Annotated in this window: 22 protein-coding genes and 1 pseudogene; 13 read left to right on the top strand and 10 right to left on the bottom strand. The window is 51.9% G+C overall.

The window, feature by feature from the left end; genetic code table 11:
- Window positions 1-42: 42 nt before the first annotated feature.
- Window positions 43-384, bottom strand: coding sequence for a DUF1283 family protein (locus tag CWM61_RS21700; RefSeq protein ID WP_004206035.1), 342 nt, complete (start codon window positions 382-384; stop codon window positions 43-45).
- Between the two features lie 108 nt (window positions 385-492).
- On the opposite strand from CWM61_RS21700, the gene CWM61_RS21695 reads away from it, so the two are divergent.
- The 4 genes from CWM61_RS21695 to CWM61_RS21680 all read left to right on the top strand — a co-directional run bounded on the left by CWM61_RS21695 (window position 493) and on the right by CWM61_RS21680 (window position 4703).
- Window positions 493-855, top strand: a complete 363-nt coding sequence (locus CWM61_RS21695; protein ID WP_162493261.1) for a YnfA family protein — start codon at window positions 493-495, stop codon at window positions 853-855.
- Between the two features lie 114 nt (window positions 856-969).
- A complete protein-coding gene (locus CWM61_RS21690; protein ID WP_023322553.1) occupies window positions 970-2253 on the top strand; it encodes an MFS transporter in 1284 nt (427 codons plus the stop codon).
- A gap of 286 nt (window positions 2254-2539) precedes the next feature.
- Complete coding sequence (locus tag CWM61_RS21685; RefSeq protein ID WP_100631910.1) at window positions 2540-4003, top strand: mannitol dehydrogenase family protein; 1464 nt, start codon at window positions 2540-2542, stop codon at window positions 4001-4003.
- Window positions 4004-4271: 268 nt separating this feature from the next.
- Entirely contained in the window at window positions 4272-4703 is a 432-nt protein-coding gene (locus CWM61_RS21680) for a universal stress protein (RefSeq protein WP_008805007.1), read from the top strand.
- A gap of 51 nt (window positions 4704-4754) precedes the next feature.
- On the opposite strand, the gene CWM61_RS21675 is transcribed toward CWM61_RS21680, so the two are convergent.
- The gene (locus CWM61_RS21675) at window positions 4755-5441 is read right to left on the bottom strand and encodes a GntR family transcriptional regulator (RefSeq protein ID WP_008805006.1); all 687 of its coding nucleotides are present in this window, start codon (window positions 5439-5441) and stop codon (window positions 4755-4757) included.
- Between the two features lie 91 nt (window positions 5442-5532).
- Window positions 5533-6282 (bottom strand): bifunctional NADP-dependent 3-hydroxy acid dehydrogenase/3-hydroxypropionate dehydrogenase YdfG, encoded by a 750-nt coding sequence (gene ydfG / locus CWM61_RS21670; RefSeq protein ID WP_061154691.1) that lies wholly within the window; start codon window positions 6280-6282, stop codon window positions 5533-5535.
- Window positions 6283-6412: 130 nt separating this feature from the next.
- On the opposite strand from ydfG, the gene dcp reads away from it, so the two are divergent.
- Window positions 6413-8458, top strand: a complete 2046-nt coding sequence (dcp, locus tag CWM61_RS21665) for a peptidyl-dipeptidase Dcp (RefSeq protein WP_100631909.1) — start codon at window positions 6413-6415, stop codon at window positions 8456-8458.
- 155 nt (window positions 8459-8613) lie between these two features.
- Here dcp and CWM61_RS21660 read toward each other — a convergent pair whose 3' ends face one another.
- The gene (locus CWM61_RS21660) at window positions 8614-9084 is read right to left on the bottom strand and encodes a GNAT family N-acetyltransferase (protein WP_050887873.1); all 471 of its coding nucleotides are present in this window, start codon (window positions 9082-9084) and stop codon (window positions 8614-8616) included.
- A 293-nt stretch (window positions 9085-9377) separates the two neighbouring features.
- Between CWM61_RS21660 and CWM61_RS21655 the strand changes: the two genes are divergently transcribed.
- Complete coding sequence (locus tag CWM61_RS21655; protein ID WP_100631908.1) at window positions 9378-11072, top strand: thiamine pyrophosphate-binding protein; 1695 nt, start codon at window positions 9378-9380, stop codon at window positions 11070-11072.
- Here CWM61_RS21655 and CWM61_RS21650 read toward each other — a convergent pair.
- The 3 genes from CWM61_RS21650 to CWM61_RS21640 all read right to left on the bottom strand — a co-directional run bounded on the left by CWM61_RS21650 (window position 11069) and on the right by CWM61_RS21640 (window position 13387).
- Complete coding sequence (locus tag CWM61_RS21650; RefSeq protein WP_100631907.1) at window positions 11069-11989, bottom strand: LysR family transcriptional regulator; 921 nt, start codon at window positions 11987-11989, stop codon at window positions 11069-11071. The two genes, CWM61_RS21655 and CWM61_RS21650, sit on opposite strands and share 4 nt — an antisense overlap.
- Window positions 11990-12056: 67 nt before the next feature.
- Window positions 12057-12689, bottom strand: coding sequence for a histidine phosphatase family protein (locus tag CWM61_RS21645; protein WP_077268392.1), 633 nt, complete (start codon window positions 12687-12689; stop codon window positions 12057-12059).
- A 293-nt stretch (window positions 12690-12982) separates the two neighbouring features.
- Entirely contained in the window at window positions 12983-13387 is a 405-nt protein-coding gene (locus CWM61_RS21640; protein ID WP_061154682.1) for a carboxymuconolactone decarboxylase family protein, read from the bottom strand.
- Window positions 13388-13488: 101 nt separating this feature from the next.
- Between CWM61_RS21640 and CWM61_RS21635 the strand changes: the two genes are divergently transcribed.
- From CWM61_RS21635 to CWM61_RS21615, 4 genes are all read left to right on the top strand, one after another.
- A complete protein-coding gene (locus CWM61_RS21635) occupies window positions 13489-14400 on the top strand; it encodes a LysR family transcriptional regulator (RefSeq protein WP_100631906.1) in 912 nt (303 codons plus the stop codon).
- Window positions 14401-15458: 1058 nt separating this feature from the next.
- Window positions 15459-16040 (top strand): cytochrome b/b6 domain-containing protein, encoded by a 582-nt coding sequence (locus tag CWM61_RS21625; protein ID WP_100631926.1) that lies wholly within the window; start codon window positions 15459-15461, stop codon window positions 16038-16040.
- A 53-nt stretch (window positions 16041-16093) separates the two neighbouring features.
- Window positions 16094-16783: a VIT family protein gene (locus CWM61_RS21620; protein WP_100631904.1), complete on the top strand. Its 690-nt coding sequence runs from the start codon at window positions 16094-16096 to the stop codon at window positions 16781-16783.
- Window positions 16784-16928: 145 nt separating this feature from the next.
- Complete coding sequence (locus tag CWM61_RS21615; protein ID WP_100631903.1) at window positions 16929-17522, top strand: LysE family translocator; 594 nt, start codon at window positions 16929-16931, stop codon at window positions 17520-17522.
- Window positions 17523-17526: 4 nt separating this feature from the next.
- Here the strand turns inward: CWM61_RS21615 and CWM61_RS21610 are convergent, their stop codons facing one another.
- Window positions 17527-18420 (bottom strand): LysR family transcriptional regulator, encoded by an 894-nt coding sequence (locus CWM61_RS21610; protein WP_100631902.1) that lies wholly within the window; start codon window positions 18418-18420, stop codon window positions 17527-17529.
- Between the two features lie 219 nt (window positions 18421-18639).
- On the opposite strand from CWM61_RS21610, the gene CWM61_RS21605 reads away from it, so the two are divergent.
- Both CWM61_RS21605 and CWM61_RS30215 read left to right on the top strand, forming a co-directional pair.
- A complete protein-coding gene (locus CWM61_RS21605) occupies window positions 18640-19179 on the top strand; it encodes a GNAT family N-acetyltransferase (protein WP_074385935.1) in 540 nt (179 codons plus the stop codon).
- 344 nt (window positions 19180-19523) lie between these two features.
- The gene (locus tag CWM61_RS30215; protein WP_012541799.1) at window positions 19524-19646 is read left to right on the top strand and encodes a small membrane protein; all 123 of its coding nucleotides are present in this window, start codon (window positions 19524-19526) and stop codon (window positions 19644-19646) included.
- Here CWM61_RS30215 and CWM61_RS21600 read toward each other — a convergent pair.
- Together CWM61_RS21600 and CWM61_RS30075 are read right to left on the bottom strand one after the other, a co-directional pair.
- Entirely contained in the window at window positions 19643-20272 is a 630-nt protein-coding gene (locus CWM61_RS21600; RefSeq protein ID WP_074385934.1) for a helix-turn-helix transcriptional regulator, read from the bottom strand. The genes CWM61_RS30215 and CWM61_RS21600 overlap by 4 nt on opposite strands.
- Window positions 20273-20699: 427 nt before the next feature.
- Window positions 20700-20795, bottom strand: coding sequence for a YnaM/YnfT family protein (locus CWM61_RS30075; RefSeq protein ID WP_272482055.1), 96 nt, complete (start codon window positions 20793-20795; stop codon window positions 20700-20702).
- Between CWM61_RS30075 and CWM61_RS29430 the strand changes: the two are divergent.
- Window positions 20755-20847 (top strand): annotated as a pseudogene (locus CWM61_RS29430) (hypothetical protein); the annotation flags it as partial. The gene CWM61_RS30075 and the pseudogene CWM61_RS29430 sit on opposite strands and share 41 nt — an antisense overlap.
- Window positions 20848-21078 lie beyond the last annotated feature (231 nt).

The raw sequence follows: 21078 nt of genomic DNA, 5'->3' as shown, positions 1-21078 counted from the left end.
GAAAGGCGGCGCCCGCAGGCGCCAGCGTTGACAGGAAGCGGATCAGGGATTGATTGCCCGGCCGGTGCGGCGGTCAAGGCAGCGCAGGGTGTTCGGCTCCCAGTAGGCGTTGACGTTGGCGCTTTTCTGGCAGTTATCCTGCGCGTCGAAGGCGACATCGGTTTTGTCCCACTCTTTTTCCGCCCGCTTATTGACCTTCTGGCGCAGGCTGCGGGTGTCGTTCCATTGCTCTTTTTCCATCGACGCCTGCTGACGGCTTTGCGCGCTGTCGCCAGATTCAATCACCAGCCGGTCGGTGGCGGCGAAGGAGCTGGAGGTATAGACCACGGCGCTCAACGCCAGAATGGCGGTCAGGCACCAGCGTTTGTTCAGTGTCATGTTCATCACGATTTCCTTTAAGTGATGGGTTAACCCTCAGGTTAAGTTTACTACAGCTCTTTTGCCGGGCATAGCCGACAAAACAGCGTGGGGCAGAAGCCATTATCGCGTAGAATGGTTCAACGCTTTGTCTCATTTACGAATCTTTTAATGCTCAAAACAACGCTCCTGTTCTTTGCCACCGCCCTGTGCGAAATCATCGGCTGCTATCTGCCGTGGCTATGGTTAAAGCGCGGGGCCACGCCGCTGCTGTTGATCCCCACCGGCCTGGCGCTGGCGCTGTTCGTCTGGCTCCTGACGCTCCATCCTGCCGCCAGCGGGCGGGTCTATGCCGCCTACGGTGGGGTGTACGTCTGTACCGCCTTGCTCTGGTTGCGGGTCGTGGATGGCGTCAAGCTCAGCCATTACGACTGGGCCGGGGCGATCATCGCCTTGTGCGGCATGCTGATCATCGTGGCGGGCTGGGGGCGGGCCTGAGCTCGCCTTGTGTGATCGCTGCCACTTTTTTAAACCTTAATTCTTGTATGGTAGTCGACCTGTTGCCTTACTTATCAGACATTCTCTTTTGTTATGACTCTGTAAGGAACAACGATGGCTATCGAGACACTTGCCGCCCGGACGGGGGCGACGCCGCTGCGTATCCGTCGGGTGCAGAAGATCACCCTGACGCTGCTGTTTATCGCCGGTATCGTCAACTTTCTTGACCGCTCTTCGCTGAGCGTCGCCGGGGAGGCGATACGCGCCGACCTGGGACTCAGCGCCACCGAGTTTGGGGTGCTGCTCTCCGCCTTTTCGCTCTCCTACGGCTTCGCACAATTGCCGTCGGGAATATTGCTGGATCGCGTTGGACCGCGCATTGTGCTCGGCGCCGGACTGATTTTCTGGTCCGCAATGCAGGCCCTGACCGGGATGGTCAATTCGTTCTCGCATTTTATTCTGCTGCGCATTGGACTCGGGATTGGTGAAGCGCCATTTATGCCCGCCGGTGTGAAATCAATCAATGACTGGTATGCGCAAAGAGAGCGCGGTACGGCGGTGGGGATATTTAACTCCTCGACGGTGCTGGGGCAGGCCATTGCGCCACCGGCTCTGGTTATTATGCAACTGGCCTGGGGCTGGCGAACGATGTTTGTGGTGATTGGCTTAGCCGGTATCGTGGTCGGTCTGTGCTGGTATGTGGGCTATCGAAATCGCCGGCACTTCACCCTTCAGGAAGAGGAGCAGCAGTATCTGGCCAGCGAGGAGGTGGCCCGCCCGGCGCTGAAATTTAGCGAATGGCTGGCTCTGTTTAAACGGCGCACCACCTGGGGAATGATTCTGGGCTTTTCCGGTGTGAACTACACCGGCTGGCTGTATATCGCCTGGTTGCCCGGCTATTTGCAGGCGCAGCAAGGGTTAAGCCTGGCCCGTACCGGCTGGGTGGCGGCGATCCCGTTCCTTGCCGCGGCGGTGGGGATGTGGGTCAATGGCCTGGTGGTCGATGCCCTGGCGCGCAGAGGTTACGATCTGGCGAAAACCCGCAAAACGGCGATCGTGATCGGTCTGGTGCTGTCGGCCCTGGGCACCCTGCTGGTGGTACAATCCTCCACGCCGACCCAGGCGGTGGCTTTTATCTCCATGGCGCTGTTTTGCGTCCATTTTGCCGGGACGTCGGCCTGGGGGCTGGTGCAGGTATTGGTGGCGGAGCATAAAGTGGCTTCGGTGGCAGCGATCCAGAACTTTGGCAGCTTTGTGTTTGCCTCCTTTGCGCCGATCGTCACCGGCTGGGTGGTGGATACCACCCATTCTTTTAATCTGGCGCTGGTGATCGCCGCCGGCGTGACCTTCACCGGGGCGTTGTGTTACTTCTTTATCGTTAAAACCCGTATCGACTAACCGCCAGACCGGACTCCCGGCTAAGTGACAGGCCCGCAGGGACGCGTGGCCGGTGTGTCTTTCGTCGACTTCTTATATTTCCTCGCGGCGACTGTTTCCCATTCCATCAGCGATGATTCTGTGACGGTTCACTCCCGGCAGCGAACCGGCTGCCTCTTCTTGTATGGTAGTTGACAGAAATCAAAGATGTTATACCAATTGCGTGCGATGGTTGAGACACAAAGGCATTCTCCTCGAGAGTTCTCCCCGAGAATGGTTGATGAGACACATAACAACGAGAGTCATCATGGAAAACACCCTTTTAACCGCCAACGCCATGCTGCCAGGCTACGATCGCAGCGCGCTGATCCCCCGTATCGTGCACCTTGGTTTTGGCGCATTCCACCGCGCCCATCAGGCGGTATATGCCGATATTCTTGCCAGTGAACATGGCAGCGACTGGGGCTATACCGAAGTCAATCTTATCGGCGGCGAGCAGCAGATCGCCGACCTCCGCCAGCAGGATCGGCTGTACACTGTGGCCGAAATGTCCGCCGACGCCTGGACCGCACGCGTGGTTGGGGTGGTGAAGCAGGCGCTGCACGCCCAGGTTGATGGCCTCGAAGCGGTGCTGGCGGCGATGTGTGAGCCTCAGGTAGCCATTGTCTCCCTGACCATTACCGAGAAAGGTTATTGTCATTCGCCGGCCAGCGGCGAGCTGCAGCTCGAGCACCCGCTGATCGTCGCCGATCTGCACAACCCGCACCAGCCAAAATCGGCGCCAGGCGTGGTGGTGGAGGCTCTGGCCCGCCGTCGGGCGGCAGGCTTGCCGGCTTTTACCGTGATGTCCTGCGACAACATGCCGGAAAACGGTCACGTCATGCGCAATGTCGTCTGCGCCTACGCCCGGGCGCTGGACGCGGAGCTAGCGGCCTGGATTGAACAGAACGTCACCTTCCCATCGACCATGGTGGACCGCATTGTCCCGGCCGTTACCGCGGAAACCCTCGATAAAATTGAGCAACTGACTGGCGTGCGCGACCCGGCCGGGGTGGCCTGCGAACCTTTCCGTCAGTGGGTGATTGAGGATAACTTTGTTGCCGGACGTCCGCAGTGGGAAAAAGCGGGAGCGGAACTGGTCGCCGATGTGGTGCCTTTTGAAGAGATGAAGCTGAGGATGCTTAACGGCAGCCACTCGTTCCTTGCTTATCTGGGCTATCTGGCCGGTTATCAGCACATCAATGACTGTATGCAGGACGACAGCTACCGCCGCGCGGCGCTGGCGCTGATGCTGGACGAACAGGCGCCGACGCTGAAAGTGCAGGGGGTGGATCTACCGCGCTACGCCAGTCTGCTGATTGACCGCTACTGCAATCCGGCGTTGAAGCACCGTACCTGGCAGATAGCGATGGACGGCAGCCAGAAGTTGCCGCAGCGCATGCTGGACTCCGTACGCTGGCATCTGGCGCACCAGCAAGATTTCACGCTGCTGGCGCTCGGTGTGGCGGGCTGGATGCGCTATGTCGGTGGCGTTGACGATGCCGGCCAGCCGATTGAGATTTGCGATCCGCTGTTGCCGGTTATCCAACAGGCGGTGGCGGCCAGCGCCGAGGGTGAAGCGCGGGTGAAAGCGCTGCTGGGTATTGAGGCGATCTTCGGCCTGGCGTTGCCGCAGGAGCCCCGTTTCGTCTCGGCGGTGACCCGCGCCTATCTGGCGCTGCAGCGGCAGGGGGCTAAAGCCACCGTCGCCGCGTGGGCTGCCGAGCAATAATCTGCTTCCGGTGTCGGCCTCGTCGTCGACACCGGCTATTTTGTCATCTCTGCTACCTTCCGCTGATATTTCCTTTTTTTTGGCTGTCGATCGGTTTTGGCGCGCTGAAAAGATGATCGAACGCAATGTCTATACATAACTCTATATTTCCCTGATTTACTAAAGATAATTAGCTGTTATTTTTCCGAATAATGGCTGGTAATTTACTGCCATAATGGCATAGTTAAGTCATTGAAAAAGAACTTTCTCTGGAAAAGGAGTACGGGCCATGTATAAAAAAATTTTATTGCCTGTTGATGTCTTTGAAATGGATTTAAGCGATAAAGCTGTGCGTCACGCGGAATTCCTCGCCACTGCAGAAAACGGTGAAATCACATTGCTCAACGTTCTGCCGAACAGCAGTCGTTCACTATTACGCGGCTTTACGGCGGATATTCGTAAATTTGAAGCCTATATGAAAGAAGAGTCGGAGAAAAAGATGCGCGAGGTGGCGCGACTGTTCGACATCCCGATGTCGCGTATCCATACCCGGGTGGTCTTTGGTAACGTGCGCGACGAAATTCTGGCTATCAGTAATAACGAAGAGTTCGATGTGATAGTGGTTGGCTCCCGCAAACCGGGCATCTCCACCCATCTGCTGGGCTCCAACGCCGAGTCGATTCTGCGCTACGCCAAAACGCCGGTGCTGGTCGTCCGTTAATCCCCTCAATCACGACGGCTGCGTCAGCCACGCTGGGCAGCCGTCTGACCATTAATCTTCGCTAAACCAGTCGCGGTTCTCCTGGCGGATCAGTAACACGGACTCGCTGATTTCATGCAGATGGACATTCATTGCCTGCTCTACTGCCTCCGCGTCGCGTTTTTCCAGCGCGGTGAAAATCTCATGGTGCTGACGCAGGAGCATCTCCGGTGAGGTGATATGGTCCAGGCTCATGTAGCGCACGCGGTCGATGGCGGCTTTAATATTTTCCACCGTATCCCATGCCAGCTGACAATCGGCAATGATCGACAGCTTCTGGTGAAACTCATCATCAAGCAGGAAAAAGTCGTTTGATTGTTGTCTGTCGACGGCAATACGCTGCTGATGGAGATTCTGCTCCAGCTGATAAACCTGCTCATCGTTAATCATGCCGGCGGCGCGGCGGACCACCGCGCACTCAATCGCCTGGCGGACAAAGCAACCATTGCGCACCTGCGACAAGGAAATTTTATTGACGTAGCTGCCGCGCTGGGGACGTATCTGGATAAGCCCATTTTCCGCCAGCTTGATGAAGGCCTCGCGCACCGGCTGACGCGACACATCGAAACGCACGGAGACTTCTTTCTCGGACAGCGGTGTGCCAGGCGGGATCAGGCAGTGAACGATATCCCGGCGGAGGATGCGATAAATTTGCTGATTGACGGGTTGCGTCGGATTCAGTTGCGATTCTGCGGCCATTGATGGTTACTTTTTAAGGGATTATGCGCACTATTTTACGCGTTTTTTGCGGTTCCGCCCATACCCGGCCCGCAGGCCGGGTGGCTGACGGTTAGCCCTGACGGTGAATACTGAGTCCGGCAAAGCTCTGGCTCACCGGCATCATCTCCAGGGTGTTGATGTTGACGTGCTTCGGCAGGGTGGCCACCCACCAGACCGCCTCGGTCACATCTTCCGGCGTCAGGGCTTCGGTGTTCTCATAAGTTTTCCCGGCTTTGGCGTCATCACCTTTAAAGCGGACGTTGGAGAACTCGGTGCCTCCCACCAGACCCGGCTCGATGTCGGTGACGCGCACCGCGGTGCCGTGCAGGTCGGTACGAAGATTCAGGCTGAACTGACGGACGAAGGCTTTGGTCGCCCCATAGACGTTGCCCCCGGCATAAGGCCAGCTGCCTGCCGTGGAGCCAATGTTAATGATATGCCCGCGATTGCGCTCCACCATACCCGGCAGGACCGCGCGGGTCATGTACACCAGCCCTTTATTATTGGTGTCGATCATATCTTCCCAGTCTTCCACGCTGGCGCGGTGAGCCGGCTCCAGACCCAGCGCCAGACCGGCGTTATTCACCAGGACGTCAATCGCCTGCCACTCAGCGGGCAGATCGGCAATCAGCGTCTCAATGGCGGCGCGGTTACGGACGTCAAGCTGGGCGATATAAAGGTTATCACCGAGGTCGTCTTTCAGCGTCTTCAGGCGCTCTTCACGACGTCCGGTGGCAATCACTTTATGGCCGTTAGCGACGAAACGGCGAGTAATACTTTCACCAAAACCGGCAGTGGCACCGGTAACCATGATAATCATCTTACTGTTCCTCAACGCTTTTTGTGTTTTCATACCATAGCACGCACAGACGGCGACCGGTAACGGAAATCATTGCGACCCCTTAAGGAGAAGCCTAATCTTACAGGATTAGCCTGTGCAGGAGAGAAAGATGTCTGAACAAAATCCCTTTTTTAGCGTCAGTTTGCTGCCTTACCAGGCACCCCCGTTTGATCTCATCCAGGACTGCCACTACCGCCCGGCGTTTGATGAGGGTGTCCGGCAGCAGCGCGCGGAGATCCGCGCGATAATCGACAGCCCGGAGCCGGCGAATTTTGCCAACACTCTTGAGGCCCTTGAACAGAGCGGACAGCTGCTGGCGCGAGTGACGCGGGTCTTTTTCGCCATGGCTGGCGCCCACACCAACCCGTTCATTCAGTCTCTGGATGAAGAATTTTCCGCTGAGCTCGCCGAGCTGGGGAATGACATCTGGCTTAACGAGGCCTTGTTTCAGCGAGTGAACAGCGTCTATGAGCAGCGTGACGCGCTGGCGTTAGACAGCGAATCTCATCGTCTCCTGACCCTCACCTGGCAACGTTTTGTTCATGCCGGGGCGACCCTGGCGCCGGCGCAGAAGGCGGTGCTGCGCACGCTGAACACCGAAGCGGCGACCCTGCAAAGTCAGTTTCAGCAGCGGCTGCTGGGGGCGGCCAAAAGCGGTGGCCTGGTGGTTGATTACCGACATCAACTGGATGGCCTGGCGGATGAGGAGATAGCGGCGGCGGCCGATGCGGCGCAGGAAAAAGGGCTCAGTGACCGCTGGCTGCTGACGCTGACCAATACCACCCAGCAGCCGCCGCTGCTCTCTTTGCGCGACCGACAGACGCGGGAGAATCTCTTTGCCGCTGGCTGGACGCGCAATCAGCAGGGCGATGAGCATGATACACGTCGCCTGGTGCTGCGACTGGCGGCGATCCGCGCGCAGCAGGCGGAGCTGCTGGGCGCGGCCGATTACGCCAGCTGGGCGCTGACCGATCAAATGGCGGCCTCTCCGGCGGAGGCATTAACTTTTATGCGCCGGATCGCGCCGGCAGCGCGGGCGCGGGCGGAACGAGAGCTGGCTGACATCCAGCAGGTGATTGACAACGAGGGCGGGGCGTTTCGCGCCGCGGCATGGGACTGGCTCTATTACAGCGAACAGGTGCGGCGAGCTGCCTTTGCCATTGATGATGCGCAGCTTAAACCCTATTTTGCTCTCGAGCGCGTGCTGCAGGATGGCGTCTTCTGGACGGCCACGCAGCTCTTTGGCCTCCGCTTTGTCGAGCGCTTCGATATCCCCGTCTATCACCCGGATGTTCGGGTCTGGGAGATCTTCGATCACAACGGCGAAGGGATGGCGCTGTTTTACGGTGACTACTACGCTCGCGACTCAAAGAGCGGCGGCGCCTGGATGGATGTGTTTGTCGAACAGTCTACCCTGCGGGAGCAGCGACCGGTTATCTACAATGTCTGCAACTACGCCCGGCCGCAGGCAGGGCAGAGCGCGCTGTTGTCGTGGGATGAGGTGATCACTCTGTTCCATGAGTTTGGCCATACCCTGCATGGGCTGTTCGCCAGCCAGCGTTACGCCAGTCTCTCCGGAACCAATACCCCGCGCGATTTTGTCGAATTTCCTTCGCAGATCTTCGAACACTGGGCCAGCCAGCCGCAGGTGTTTGCCCACTACGCGAAGCACTACCAGTCCGGGGAGCCGATGCCGGAAGCGCTACGCGACAATATGTTGCGTGCGGCAACCTTCAATAAAGGGTACGACATGAGCGAGTTGTTGGCTGCTGCGTTGCTTGATATGCGCTGGCATAGCCTGTCGACCTCGGCAATACCGGCGGACGTGGATGGGTTTGAGCAGAAGATATTGCAGGAAGAACACCTGGATCTGGCGGCCGTTCCGCCGCGCTATCGCAGCAGCTATTTCTCCCATATCTTCGGCGGCGGTTATGCGGCAGGCTATTACGCCTATCTGTGGACCCAGATGCTGGCCGACGACGGCTATCAGTGGTTTGTGGAGCACGGCGGTTTGACCCGTGAGAACGGTCAGCGCTTCCGGGAAGCGATTCTGTCGCGCGGCAATAGCACTGATTTAGCTGAACTTTATCGCCAGTGGCGCGGGCACGATCCACAGATTGAGCCGATGCTGAAAAATCGCGGGTTGAATGCGTAGGGCCATTTCGGGCTGGCACGATAACCGGGCGCGATGCCCGGTTTTTTATCCAATTTTTTCGGCAAAACCGCTGCAAAAGTCTTTCCGAAAATGAATCCTTAAACCAGGTAAAATTTGCAGGAGGATAGAGCCCCATTTTTTCACGTAGCTCAAATTTATAGTGTGATGGACATATCCATGCAACGGAGATCTGTTTGGGCAAGTCTTGATGGGGATGTCGTTTCCTTGATAAACATAAAGCCATGCTTTTCGTAGAAAGTTTGCGCGTTTGGTGTTGAGGTCAGGGTTAGCTGTTTCAGCCCTCTTGTCATCGCCTCTTCTTTAATCGTTTCAATAATCAGGCTAGCAAAACCTTTACCAAAAAAATCCGGCAATGTAAAAATAGCTTCTACGCTACCCTCGGTAAGATCCAGATACCCCGTTGCCACCAATCCTGTATCTGGCAGCTCGACAACAAAGAAAGGATTTTCCGTAATTACCTCCCTGTAATGTTCAGGCATCGCTTCGGGTGTCCAGGCTTCAAGTACCTTGGCGCTATAACTTGGCTTACATCCTTCCCGGATAGAAAGGTTCCTTATATTCCAACATTCCTCTGCCTCTTCTGGTACAGCAAGTCTGATTTTCATTTGTTCTTCCTTTTCGTCTTATTATCTTTATAGATTTATCATGAAACGGGTTCGTTTCAACTCTGTTTGGCAAAAGAGTAAAGTCCGCGCCTGGTCCTGTGCAGACGGAGCGTGGAGCCAGCGCTTCGACGCAGAACACTTTCCATCTCCTGGCGGACAGCGCATGACTTCCCATACCTAAAAGGGTATAGCTGGGCATCAATATAGTATTGGAAAGGGGGTTAGACCCGTGATTAAGATTGAATCACCCGCCAGACAGGGCGAACGAATACCCAGACAGAGGTGATCATTCTATGAGTAACGCAATAACTAAAGTCCAGAACGCCAATGCACGCCGTGGCGGTGATGTATTGTTAGAAGTTCTGGAAAGTGAAGGGGTGGAATATGTATTTGGTAATCCGGGGACAACCGAACTGCCGTTTATGGATGCGCTGTTAAGAAAACCGTCAATTCAGTACGTGTTAGCTCTGCAGGAAGCGAGTGCAGTCGCCATGGCGGACGGTTATGCGCAGGCAGCAAAAAAACCAGGCTTTCTGAATCTGCATACCGCCGGTGGTTTAGGCCACGGCATGGGAAATCTGTTGAATGCAAAATGCTCACAGACACCACTGGTGGTGACGGCGGGGCAGCAGGATTCACGCCACACGACAACCGACCCATTATTGTTGGGTGATCTGGTCGGTATGGGTAAAACGTTCGCGAAATGGTCACAGGAGGTTACCCACGTTGATCAGCTACCGGTATTAGTTCGCCGGGCCTTTCACGATTCTGACGCTGCACCGAAAGGCTCCGTTTTCCTGTCGCTTCCGATGGATGTGATGGAGGCGATGAGTGCTATCGGCATCGGCGCGCCTTCTACTATCGACCGCAATGCAGTCGCGGGTTCGTTACCTTTGTTGGCGAGTAAGCTGGCGGCATTTACTCCGGGTAACGTCGCACTGATTGCCGGCGACGAAATCTATCAAAGTGAAGCGGCCAATGAGGTTGTTGCTCTTGCTGAGATGCTTGCCGCTGACGTGTACGGTTCAACATGGCCGAACCGGATCCCCTATCCAACAGCACACCCTCTCTGGCGGGGCAATCTGTCCACGAAAGCGACGGAAATTAACCGAGCATTAAGCCAGTACGATGCTATTTTTGCCCTTGGCGGTAAGTCGCTTATCACTATTCTTTATACCGAAGGTCAGGCAGTGCCGGACCAGTGTAAAGTGTTCCAGTTATCAGCTGATGCAGGCGACCTGGGACGCACCTACAGTAGTGAACTCTCCGTGGTTGGCGATATTAAATCATCGTTAATGTCACTGCTACCTGAACTGGAGAAAGCCACGGCAAACCATCGCCGTGATTATCAACGCCGTTTTGAAAAGGCGGTTAATGAGTTTGAATTAAGCAAAGAACGTCTGCTCGGACAGGTTCAGGAACAACAATCTGCTACGGTAATTACGCCGTTGGTGGCGGCATTTGAGGCAGCAAGGGCGATCGGACCAGATGTGGCCATTGTTGACGAGGCGATTGCCACCAGCGGCTCGCTTCGCAAATCTCTCAACAGTCACCGTGCGGATCAATATGCCTTTTTACGCGGCGGTGGCCTGGGATGGGGAATGCCCGCGGCTGTCGGCTATTCACTCGGTTTGGGAAAAGCGCCTGTGGTGTGCTTTGTGGGAGATGGCGCGGCGATGTACTCCCCTCAGGCTCTCTGGACGGCCGCACATGAAAAACTGCCAGTCACCTTTATTGTCATGAATAATACGGAATATAACGTATTGAAAAACTTCATGCGTTCTCAGGCAGATTATACGTCGGCCCAAACAGATCGCTTCATCGCAATGGATTTGGTTAATCCGGCAGTGGATTATCAGGCACTGGGTGCATCGATGGGGCTGGAGACCCGAAAAGTTATCCGTGCCGGCGATATCGCCCCGGCCGTTGAGGCCGCGCTGGCGAGTGGCAAGCCTAACGTGATCGAAATCATCATCAGTAAAAGTTAATCGTTAATCCGTCCGGACTGTGCCGCATCCAGTTTATCCCTGATACTGCGGCACAGGTTCACAAAACCCGGTAAAGCCGGATTCGTGTTCTTTGCCGACCACATCAGCATATTCTCCACCATATTCGGATTTTCCAGCCTCCGGTAAACCACACCGCGTAATTGAGCATTCTCCATACTGGCAGGAATAAGCGCGACACCAACACCATGGGCCACAAAATTCATCACAGTCTGCTGCACGGAGGCTTCCAGACCTATTTGCGGACTAAATCCAGCTTTGAGGCACTGATGAAGGATGGAATCATAGAGCATCGGCGCGCTCTGGCGCGGAACCGTGATGAACGGGTCATCACAGAGTGATTCAAGTCTGAAATGCTCGCGTTGAGCCTGAGAGTGGTTGGCAGGAAGGGCGGCGATGAGCGGCTCACGCAAGAGCACCAGTGAATGAATTCCCGGCGTGGCCGTCTCGGAGAAGCTAATTGCCGCGTCCAATCTGCCATCCTGTAATGCGGCATGTAAATCAGAGGGGACCCTCTCCTGAAAATGCAATTCCACGTCGGAACAGGTATTCCTGTGCTGCATCGCAACATGCGGCACAACGCTATAGCTGGCATACATTGTTGCGCCTAATTTCAGAACCCCTTTCTGCCCTGATTCTATTGCTCGTACGTTATTACAGGCCTGCTCCAGCATTGCCAGCATTGCGCGACAGTCCAGCAGAAATTGCTCACCGGCAAGGGTTAAACTGACCCCTTTAGCGGCCCGGTTAAATAGCTTTGCACCGAGGATAGTTTCCAGCTGGGCTATTTGCCGGCTTAAGGGAGGCTGCGAAATATTAAGTTTACTGGCGGCTTTGCCAATGTTTCCGGTTTCAGCAACAGTGCAAAAGTTAATCAACTGATTAAGGGTCGGTTTCATAAGCATTCCTGAAGCAGGTTCATACCTTCCAGGGTATCACTTGTTTGCCGCAGAGAGGCATATGAAATTAAGCGTTCTGGCGTTCAAGTTGAAGCAGGTGTGTGGCCACTCCCCATCTGATTGCTATGCATTTCCCATCCCGGAAATCGAACACCGAGTAACTTGCATTAGGGTGAGCGTACCGCGAAAAGTTTTCAATAGTTCCTTCTTTAAGCACCGCCAGCACGCCCTGGCTGACTTGCCCATGCGTGACAATACAGACGCGCTGATGTTCTGTGGTTTCTTGTAGGTTTTGTATGAAACCTGTCACTCGTCGGGTTGCTTGTGCTAATGACTCTCCCTCTGGCGGGCAATACTCGGCATCATGAGTGAATAACGCATGCGCATCGTGGGGACGTTGTTGCATGAGTTGTGACGTTAACATACCTTCGAACTGGCCAAAGGCCTGTTCTTTGAGGGCCGGCTCAGCTATCAATGGGCAACGAAAACGGTCAGCCAGGCGCTGTCCCATTTGCCAGGCACGACCAAGCGGAGACGTGTAAACGCAGTCTACCCGGTAATCACTCGCTGCAAACGCGGCAAGTAAAGCTAATGTTTGGCGCTCCCCCCGAGGGGTTAACGCACTATCACTCTGTCCCTGAATCATTCCTTTTATATTCCACTCTGTTTCCGCGTGTCGAACAAGTATCACTTGCATCATTAAATGGCCATGTATGGTGTTGATTTAACTGCTACAGTTTAGACAAATCCCTTTAATAGAGTGGGATTTTTAGCACTGAACGAAGACAGATTCTGCCTCCCCGCTTTCCTTGTATCTGACAGTATGTCGTGATGAGATACCGTCTCTGAAATCGAGTGAGCCATCCCATTCCCTTAATCAGTGACGCCCGGTTCGGAATGTGATGCAGACAATCCAAAAAAACGCGCCAGACAATGATCCGAGCCAGCACGCTTGTCAAATGGGATGGCTAGAATGGCAAACAGCAATTTTCTTCAGGACATTTTCGCTTCGACGTTTAATTCAGCATTTAAAATATCGCGTATATTGACGAGTGCATTGCGCACCGCGGCGCCTCCTGCATAAAACAGTAATTGCAGGACAACCTCGATGATTTCTTCCCTGGTTGCCCCTGCATTTAGCGCTGCCTGAGCGTGCGCCCTCAATTGTGGAACCGTATGACCCAGAGTGACACAGGAAGCAATGACAACCAGCTCCCGCGTTTTAGCGTCCAGCCCCGGGCGTGCAAGGATGCCTCCCATAGCCCATTCGATCGAGATATCAGTAAAATCAGGGCACAAATCGGCCATGTCCTTTCGTAGTTCTTCTCCCGCACCATTTCCATACAGCTCATTAAACAATCTCATTCCTCGCTCACGGAGCTCTGTATTGGTCATCATTTTTAACCCTCCCGCACTAAGTGAAAACAGATTAAAACCTGCTGGTGAAATTTGATAAACAGCGTTATGTTTTTATCTTTAACAAGCCAGGCTTGATAATAATGAATAAACTGGAAAGTATGGCGGTGTTTGTCCGCGTCGTGGACAGAGGCAGCTTTAGCGCTGTTGCTGAAGAGATGCGAATCAGCGGAACCATGGTTGGGCTGCATATCAAAGCGTTAGAGGAACATCTCGGCGTTCGCTTACTTAATCGCACAACGCGTCGGCAAAGTCTGACCGATTTTGGTCAGGTTTATTATCAGAGTTGCCGCCGGATATTAGCTGATATTGAAGATAGCGAGTCACAGGCATTTGCTCTTCACCAGAAGCCACGTGGAAAACTGAGAGTAGGTTGCCCAGTCTCCTTTGGTGTCCATGCGCTTTCGCCTGTTACTGCTCAGTTTCTTACTGAATGGACTGATATGGCAGTAGACCTGGTACTGAGCGATAAATCAATGGATATGGCAGATGAAGGTTTAGATGTCATGATTAAGATTGGTGAGCTCCTGCATGTTAATACACTTGTTGCCCGTCCGATAGCGCCATACCGGTCAGTCATGTGTGCCTCTCCGGCCTATATAAAACGGGCAGGGGAACCCATAACACCTGAAGAATTATGCCATCATCGATGTCTTGGGTTTGCCCATCCCATTGCAGCGAATGAATGGACACTTCAGAGGGAAGGCAAACCTGTCAGATCTCCGGTAAACATCACGATGACCTGTAACAATGGGGAAGCATTGCGAAGGGCAGCATTGAATGGATTGGGAATTATTATGCAACCCGAGATCCTGTTGGCTGAAGATTTGCAAAATGGCCGACTGCTGCCTCTGATGTCTGAATTTCAACCATTAGCTAAGCCAGTGCATATATTGACCTTTGCAAACCGTCAACAGTTACCAAAAATCCGTTTATACGTTGATTTTTTATTGAAAAATTTCAGTGCATCACTCTACGCATTGAACCTTGAATAAATAATGAATTGTACGCGGCTACGGTTGACCGAATGCCGCGTCGGTGGCAGAGAGGCACCATCTGACGTTGATAAGACGTAATAATTCGCCTCTGTTCCTGAACACTCCCGAGCGCGCGTCACTTTTTAATCTTGACTTTGCATAAGATTGCTCGGTATGTTTCTCATCGTAGTGTATTATGCCAGATGAAATAAAGCCGTCTGAGCGTGGATTATATCGTTCAAAGGATATATTCGCGCTAATGATTTTTATCCAGGGAAGCAATGAATAAGGAAGTGCGCGAGTGTCTGATTGGAATATTATTGTGCTGTCTCTATTTTCAGCGACGTACCTCCCTTTGTTCTGGTTCGTAGGCATGCGGATAGCCTCTGAGGGCATTCTCAGAAAGAGTAAATTTTACGAAGCGGATCCAAATGTTTTAGTCCCTGGATGGGCGAAGACATGCACGACGGTATTCTGTGTTTTGCACTACTGCCTATTCCTCATACCGTTGACTATGATTGACTGGTTACATGGTTTGGCTGCATTTGGCGCAGGGATTCTGTTGCTTGTGTTTCTCCCTTTATTCAGGAAAAGCTATATGCCTGTTTTTAAAGCACACGCTATGCGCGTTCACAGGAGGGACCCTTCAACAGGACGATTATTAATTCGTGTGTTGAAGGCTAAGTCTTTTGGTTGAAAATGGTCTGTTTAGCCTTTATTCATATTACGTAAGTCTTCTGGCAAACCAGGTCCATCCGGTAACCAACCTGGCTAAGTCTGGGTAGCTTTGCCTGGAGCACAAGGATCAACATGAGCCAGTGCCAAACGAACCACGATAATGTTTACCCCTTTGGCCAGCATTGAGGCAGCGGCCTCCACGAGGAAATAAGGCGGAGGAGACAGGTGCATCAGTTTCACGAGTAAGTCCATGGATGCTATTAGCTGCTGAGATAGATGGTATGGTTTGCCTTTTATTCACACATCATTCAGTGCATTTCAATATCAAGGCGTTAAGGTTGCGTTAACAAACAGACGCAATACTGATGTGGCCGATCCCCTCATAAAATGGCCAAATGATGAACGAAAAACTACGCAATGCGCTACCGCACAAAGACATCCCTTTTTTCCGCCTGCTGCATATTATTGTCGCCACCCTGATTCTATTGCAGATCATTAGCTCTAATCTCACCGAAAGTGAGGCGCTTCGCGACGTATCTCTGACCGGGGTCGTGACATGGTTCCATGTTATCTCGGGATTAGCGCTGATTGTTCTTGGTGTAGTGATGCTGGTATGGATGCTTAAACAACGTGGGTTTCGTTACTATTTTGCCTGGTTGTCCCTTGATTTTCGCGGTGTAGTTGATGACATTAAAATGCTAATGACATTTCGTCTTCCTGAAGCACATGCCGGTGGCATAGCGGCGATGATCCAGGGGCTTGGCGTACTTGCTTTGCTGGCGGTCGCACTCTGTGGAGGGCTCTGGTTTGTACTGGACATTGCGCCAGGGGCGTCATCGGCGCTGGCAGAAGCGGTCCTGCATTTGCATAAATTTCTGACGGTGTTCATTGAAACCTATTTCTGGGCACATGGTGCGATGGGATTGCTGCATATCTTCCTCACCTTTCGCAGTCAAAGGAAACATCCCGTTGTGGAGTAATCTTGTGCTCTCTCGCTAATCCCGATGAGGATGCGTATTAAAAGGAAAAAGGCATGCATCTTGAACGACACAGCATTGAAAAAGTCGGTTGGTTAAGGGCGGCGGTACTCGGGGCGAATGACGGGATTGTCTCTACCGCCAGCCTGGTGCTCGGCGTGGCGTCTGCAAATACCAGCCCTTCGGGTGTGTTGCTGGCCGGTGTCGCCGGGCTGGTTGCTGGAGCCATGTCGATGGCAACAGGGGAATATGTTTCGGTATCATCCCAGGCGGATACGGAAACCGCCGCGCTTGCCGAGGAAAAAAGTGAGCTGGACGCAGATTATCAGGGAGAGGTACGGGAACTGACGTCCCTTTATATCCAGCGCGGACTTGAGCCTGCGCTTGCCCGCCAGGTTGCAGAGCAGCTCATGGCCAAAGACGCCCTGGAGGCTCATGCCCGCGAAGAGCTGGGACTAACGGACACTCATTCTGCGCGACCTTTGCAGGCGGCCCTCTTTTCGGCCATGAGTTTTTCAGCCGGGGCGGGGTTGCCCTTGATCGTTGCAGTGCTTTCGCCAGCAAAACTGATTTTTATCGCTATTTTCCTTTCCACTCTCTTTTCACTGGCGGCTCTTGGCTATCTCTCTTCCATGGTGAGTAACGCACCGCCTGTCAGAGCTATCAGCAGAATTACGTTCTGGAGCACGCTGGCCATGCTTTTTTCGATGGGGATTGGGCGTATAGCCGGGCAGGTACTGTTGTAAAAATCGCTAAATTATCAAACACACCTTTAGAGAAAGAGCCATTTAATCTAACGTCCATATCGGGGTAGTCTTTAAATATAGCGAAATAACTTGTTATATAAGTTTCGCTACACCGATATCTTTTATTGAAAAAGTGGATGAAAAAATGGTTTTGATTGCTACTATGTTTCTGTACTCTCTGGCTCTGTCGTTTTCGCCTGGCCCGGTCAATATGGTCATTATCTCTTCCGGTGTTATACATGGCTTTAGAAAAACATTCGCCTTCGTATCCGGTGCGACGCTTGGTTTCACCTTGTTACTTATCTTTGTTAGTTTTGGGGTATACACAGTCATTGCCACGCATCCACAATTTTTCAAATACCTGAATGTTCTCGGCTCGATTTTTATACTGTATCAGGGATATAAAATTGCTACATCACACCCTGATTGGTCATTAAAAAAAGAAAATGCCCCCGGATTTGTTCAGGGAGTGTTAATGCAATGGCTCAACCCAAAAGCCTGGGCTGCCTGTACCTCTGGAACGACCTTGTTTTCTGAGCCATCAACCAGTCTGCCGCTAATACTTTTTATTATTATTTACTTTTTTATCTGTTATATCTCATTATCCATTTGGGCAATGTTTGGTGATAAAATGTCAATATTTCTTCAGGGAAGGACACAAATCCGCATCTTTAATTTATTGATGGGCGGTTTTTTATGCGTTATCGCATTCTATATGCTTTATCCACAATTATTTTAACTGTTCAAAGCTTATGTTGTTCCATGGAGTTATAAATGTAATTGATTAATTTATAGGCAGCACTGCTGGTTGATATATTGGCAGGCCAAATGGCATAAACTTTTAGCGGCTCTAATGACCAGTCAGGAAGTACTTCATGCATCTCCCCGAGTTTAACATCATTTTCGCAGAGGAAACGGGGAGGTACGGCAAATCCTATGTTTTGTTTGGCAAGAACATAGGCAGCTTCAATGTTATCAACGCATACCATAGGAGCATACTTAATGACCGCCAGTTCGCCGTTTTTGTGCCTGAACTCTCGAATGTTTTCTCTCATTGTTAACCCAATCCACGGCAGGGATCCCAGCTCAACGGGATGGTTAATGGGCTTGTGCTGCATGAGCAAGCCCTTTGACGCCACCAGTTGTCGTGGCAGAACAAATAGATGCCTTGCTTTGAGTGAACTGTCGGGAAGTTCGCCAATACGGAAGGCGACATCAATGCTATCGGCGATGATGTCCTCACGCAGATCACTATAAGAAATACTCAGGGAAATATCCGGGTTTTCTTTAATAAAATTCGCGAGATGGCGGGTGAATGGGCCGTTTAAAAAAACAGCAGGGAGGGAAATGCGCAGCTTGCCGACGGTAGAAATAGAGCGTTGTTTAAATTCAATGACGCCCTTTTCATACAACTCCAGCATCGATCTGGCGGTCTCCAGCAAACTGATGCCATCCTGGGTTAGTGAAATCTTCCGCGTATTTCTGTACAGCAAGGCGCTATTGAGGTTTTTCTCAAGTCTGGATAAATGTGTGCTTGCCGTGGCGGTCGTCAGGCCTAACGCTGCGGCGCCACCTGAGATTGAACCTCGTTCTACAATTTTGGCAAATACTATCAGGTAGCGGATGTCATCGATCATTTACAGTCCTGTGTTCACTCAGTCATGCTGTGCGTAGAGCCAGCAAAAGCTTCAATCCATCATAGAATTAACATATCTTATTTTCATCATCGGCAGCATATTTTTTCAAGCGCTTCACAACGCGGGCTAATCGGTTCCCGGGTATGTAAATTTGTGCTTAAATGAGCAGGCATAAATCCTCGAAGCATCCTCGGTAATACTTCCCGTCAGGAGGTAAGTTTGCACATTGATACCCATCGTTTGCATCTTCGCCCGGTCATGGCTTCTGATGTCGACGATCTGTACCGAATTTATGGCGATCCCGCGACCAATACCTTTAACCCCGCCGGGCCATACCCGAATGTTGACCATGCGGAAGTCGTTTTGAGGCGCTGGCTCGCGCATTGGCAAACTTACGGCTTCGGAAACTGGGCAATAGCACCGCGCTCTACCCCAGAACACATCATTGGCTTTGGCGGCGTCAGTCTTCGTAGCTATAACGATGTCATCATTAACAATCTGGGATATCGGTTTTCCACAGAGGCATGGGGAAAAGGATTGGCCACCGAGTTTGCGATTGGCGCGATAAAATATGGCTTCGAGGAGATTAAGCTTGCAGAGATGTCAGCGGTTGTCAGGGCTAACCATCTGGCTTCGCAGAAAGTCCTCGAGAAAGCAGGGATGAGGTACATCAACGATATTGCTGATGTAAAAGATGCGCCGCCGAGCCTGCTTTATTCATTGATGTTAAACGAGTGGTTAAACCAGTCTACTGACTGAACCAAACGTTCTGCTTAACCCTCGCAACGGATAATGACACCGTTGCTTTGGGGGCCTTTCCGGCAAAACACGCAGGCCTGCCCACGACGTTACTCTTTGGCTTCAGACCTTAAATTTACCGTGATTAACCGCAGACCGTCACGCCTGGCTTTATCCGGTGTAACCGCTCGCTTTTATTATCAAAATGCGCACATAATAATAAAAATGAGGTCTTCAGCATTATTCATTTTCAGAATTATCGCACAAGGTATTACCTTAATCTGAAATGGCTGTTGGATGGTTGTTTTCGAAAACTTATACCCCGTATTATTTGATAATCATCTTTATCTCTGAAAAGGTCGTGTATGAGTAATTTTCTGCTATTAGCCCTGGCGGTGGTGTTATTGTTAACATCATTATTTTGTGGTCTGTCATATGTTAAAGACAGAAGGAAACTTAAGATGCGTTTTAACAAAACCCGGCGTTAATTGATCGCTCTTGAGGATAGTGCAAGAGCGATGGCCGAGAATCGCGCCAGCTCTTGCTTTGTATCAATCTGGAATTTTTTCATGATGTTGATTTTGTGAGAAAAAACCGTCTTATGGCTGATGCCCAGCTCTTGCGCTATCTGCTGATTGTTCATTCCCGTTTTTATCGCATCGATAATATAAAGCTGCGACTTGGTCAATGTTAATCGTGGGCATTTAAGACACCGTTTGCTGCCTTTCTCCGGCCCCCCAGCAACGGGTTTGCTTAACGCTGTCAGACGGTTTGCGATTTGATTTTTTATACTGCGCAGATCGGCGTTAATACTGATAAAAGTGGCATCACGCAGACAAAGCGGCAAGCGGTCAACCCGCGCGCCGCTATCGCTGGGGACAAAAACAAAAATAGGTGTCTGCTGCGGTACCTTTTTGAAGCACGGGTGGCACAGGTAATGTTCACCGGTTTCCATTTCTGTAAAAAGCACATCAGTCTGACTAATGATCTCAGGTGAATATTCGTGAAGAGAAAAGGGCGTACGGATATTTTCTTCGATGGCGATCTCGAGAAGTAACTCGCAAATTCCCCGCTTCAGATAAATATTTTCAGTGTTAATTAAAAAATCAGTCATAGTAATGGTGAACACGAAATGGATAAAGGTTGATAGAATATTTAAAGAAAATTTTTTTGCGAATATGGGCTTAGGATATTTCTAATAACCAATAAAAGCAACAAGTCCAAAATTGGACTTTTTGGGTTGCTGTCGATATAAAAGTTTTAAAATCAGTGAGTTACAAATATTAATCGCGTGTGCGCTGTCAGCAATTTGGCACAAACTGCTTAAATTGCTTATAACGCATGCGTTAATTCTGGACTTAAATATATTAATTAAAGTTACTTATTCACAGTGTGAATTGCTATTTCAAAAAATACGGTGCGCAGGCGCTGATCCACGGTTAAATGTCACCAGAACGAGGGCTGTGGTTGTCATTGACGAGAAGGGCGCTGGGTATAGACGCGCCGCTGCGGAGGGTGAACAGCAACGGCGTACAAAAGGATCAGTTATCAGGGTTGTTGGAAATGCCTTTCCAGACCATCCCCAGGCCGATCAACATCGACGCGAAGAGGGCGAACAAGGTGGTGGAGATAAAAATGCCGGTCATGGTGATGCCTCAGAAAGTGCGTATGCAATCTATTAGGCACGGGGCTGCGAGAAAGGTTCCTTGCCGGGCTGAGTATATTTCCGTCAGTGGCTTTTCGGCTGGTGCCAGCAAGGTTAATGTCTTGTCAGCGCGCCTCGCGCGGGAGGTGATGTATGCGCTCGTCCCCACGCTGTCGCAAGGGGTAACTGTTGACAGGTGAGGTGGAGCGGTCCTGGCGTTGACATTCCTCTGAGCAACTTATATATACACGTCGCTTCTGTTTATTGCATGTTAA

This window comes from Klebsiella sp. K-Nf6, from assembly GCF_002806655.1.
In the GTDB taxonomy this organism is placed as follows: Bacteria; Pseudomonadota; Gammaproteobacteria; order Enterobacterales; family Enterobacteriaceae; genus Klebsiella; species Klebsiella variicola.
This window is presented reverse-complemented; position numbering and strand designations above follow the sequence as displayed.

What these genes read in the sequence shown, in the direction of transcription:
- CWM61_RS21690 (WP_023322553.1), top strand. Translation starts at nt 970, where the DNA reads ATGGCTATCGAGACACTTGCCGCCCGGACGGGGGCGACGCCGCTGCGT.
- CWM61_RS21675 (WP_008805006.1), bottom strand. Translation starts at nt 5,441, where the DNA reads ATGGCCGCAGAATCGCAACTGAATCCGACGCAACCCGTCAATCAGCAA.
- CWM61_RS21640 (WP_061154682.1), bottom strand. Translation starts at nt 13,387, where the DNA reads ATGATGACCAATACAGAGCTCCGTGAGCGAGGAATGAGATTGTTTAAT.
- CWM61_RS21695 (WP_162493261.1), top strand. Translation starts at nt 493, where the DNA reads ATGGTTCAACGCTTTGTCTCATTTACGAATCTTTTAATGCTCAAAACA.
- CWM61_RS21615 (WP_100631903.1), top strand. Translation starts at nt 16,929, where the DNA reads ATGGTTTTGATTGCTACTATGTTTCTGTACTCTCTGGCTCTGTCGTTT.
- CWM61_RS21635 (WP_100631906.1), top strand. Translation starts at nt 13,489, where the DNA reads ATGAATAAACTGGAAAGTATGGCGGTGTTTGTCCGCGTCGTGGACAGA.
- CWM61_RS21655 (WP_100631908.1), top strand. Translation starts at nt 9,378, where the DNA reads ATGAGTAACGCAATAACTAAAGTCCAGAACGCCAATGCACGCCGTGGC.
- CWM61_RS21685 (WP_100631910.1), top strand. Translation starts at nt 2,540, where the DNA reads ATGGAAAACACCCTTTTAACCGCCAACGCCATGCTGCCAGGCTACGAT.
- CWM61_RS21680 (WP_008805007.1), top strand. Translation starts at nt 4,272, where the DNA reads ATGTATAAAAAAATTTTATTGCCTGTTGATGTCTTTGAAATGGATTTA.
- CWM61_RS21660 (WP_050887873.1), bottom strand. Translation starts at nt 9,084, where the DNA reads ATGAAAATCAGACTTGCTGTACCAGAAGAGGCAGAGGAATGTTGGAAT.
- CWM61_RS21620 (WP_100631904.1), top strand. Translation starts at nt 16,094, where the DNA reads ATGCATCTTGAACGACACAGCATTGAAAAAGTCGGTTGGTTAAGGGCG.
- CWM61_RS21645 (WP_077268392.1), bottom strand. Translation starts at nt 12,689, where the DNA reads ATGATGCAAGTGATACTTGTTCGACACGCGGAAACAGAGTGGAATATA.
- ydfG (WP_061154691.1), bottom strand. Translation starts at nt 6,282, where the DNA reads ATGATTATCATGGTTACCGGTGCCACTGCCGGTTTTGGTGAAAGTATT.
- CWM61_RS21600 (WP_074385934.1), bottom strand. Translation starts at nt 20,272, where the DNA reads ATGACTGATTTTTTAATTAACACTGAAAATATTTATCTGAAGCGGGGA.
- dcp (WP_100631909.1), top strand. Translation starts at nt 6,413, where the DNA reads ATGTCTGAACAAAATCCCTTTTTTAGCGTCAGTTTGCTGCCTTACCAG.
- CWM61_RS21650 (WP_100631907.1), bottom strand. Translation starts at nt 11,989, where the DNA reads ATGAAACCGACCCTTAATCAGTTGATTAACTTTTGCACTGTTGCTGAA.
- CWM61_RS30215 (WP_012541799.1), top strand. Translation starts at nt 19,524, where the DNA reads ATGAGTAATTTTCTGCTATTAGCCCTGGCGGTGGTGTTATTGTTAACA.
- CWM61_RS21700 (WP_004206035.1), bottom strand. Translation starts at nt 384, where the DNA reads ATGAACATGACACTGAACAAACGCTGGTGCCTGACCGCCATTCTGGCG.
- CWM61_RS21610 (WP_100631902.1), bottom strand. Translation starts at nt 18,420, where the DNA reads ATGATCGATGACATCCGCTACCTGATAGTATTTGCCAAAATTGTAGAA.
- CWM61_RS21625 (WP_100631926.1), top strand. Translation starts at nt 15,459, where the DNA reads ATGAACGAAAAACTACGCAATGCGCTACCGCACAAAGACATCCCTTTT.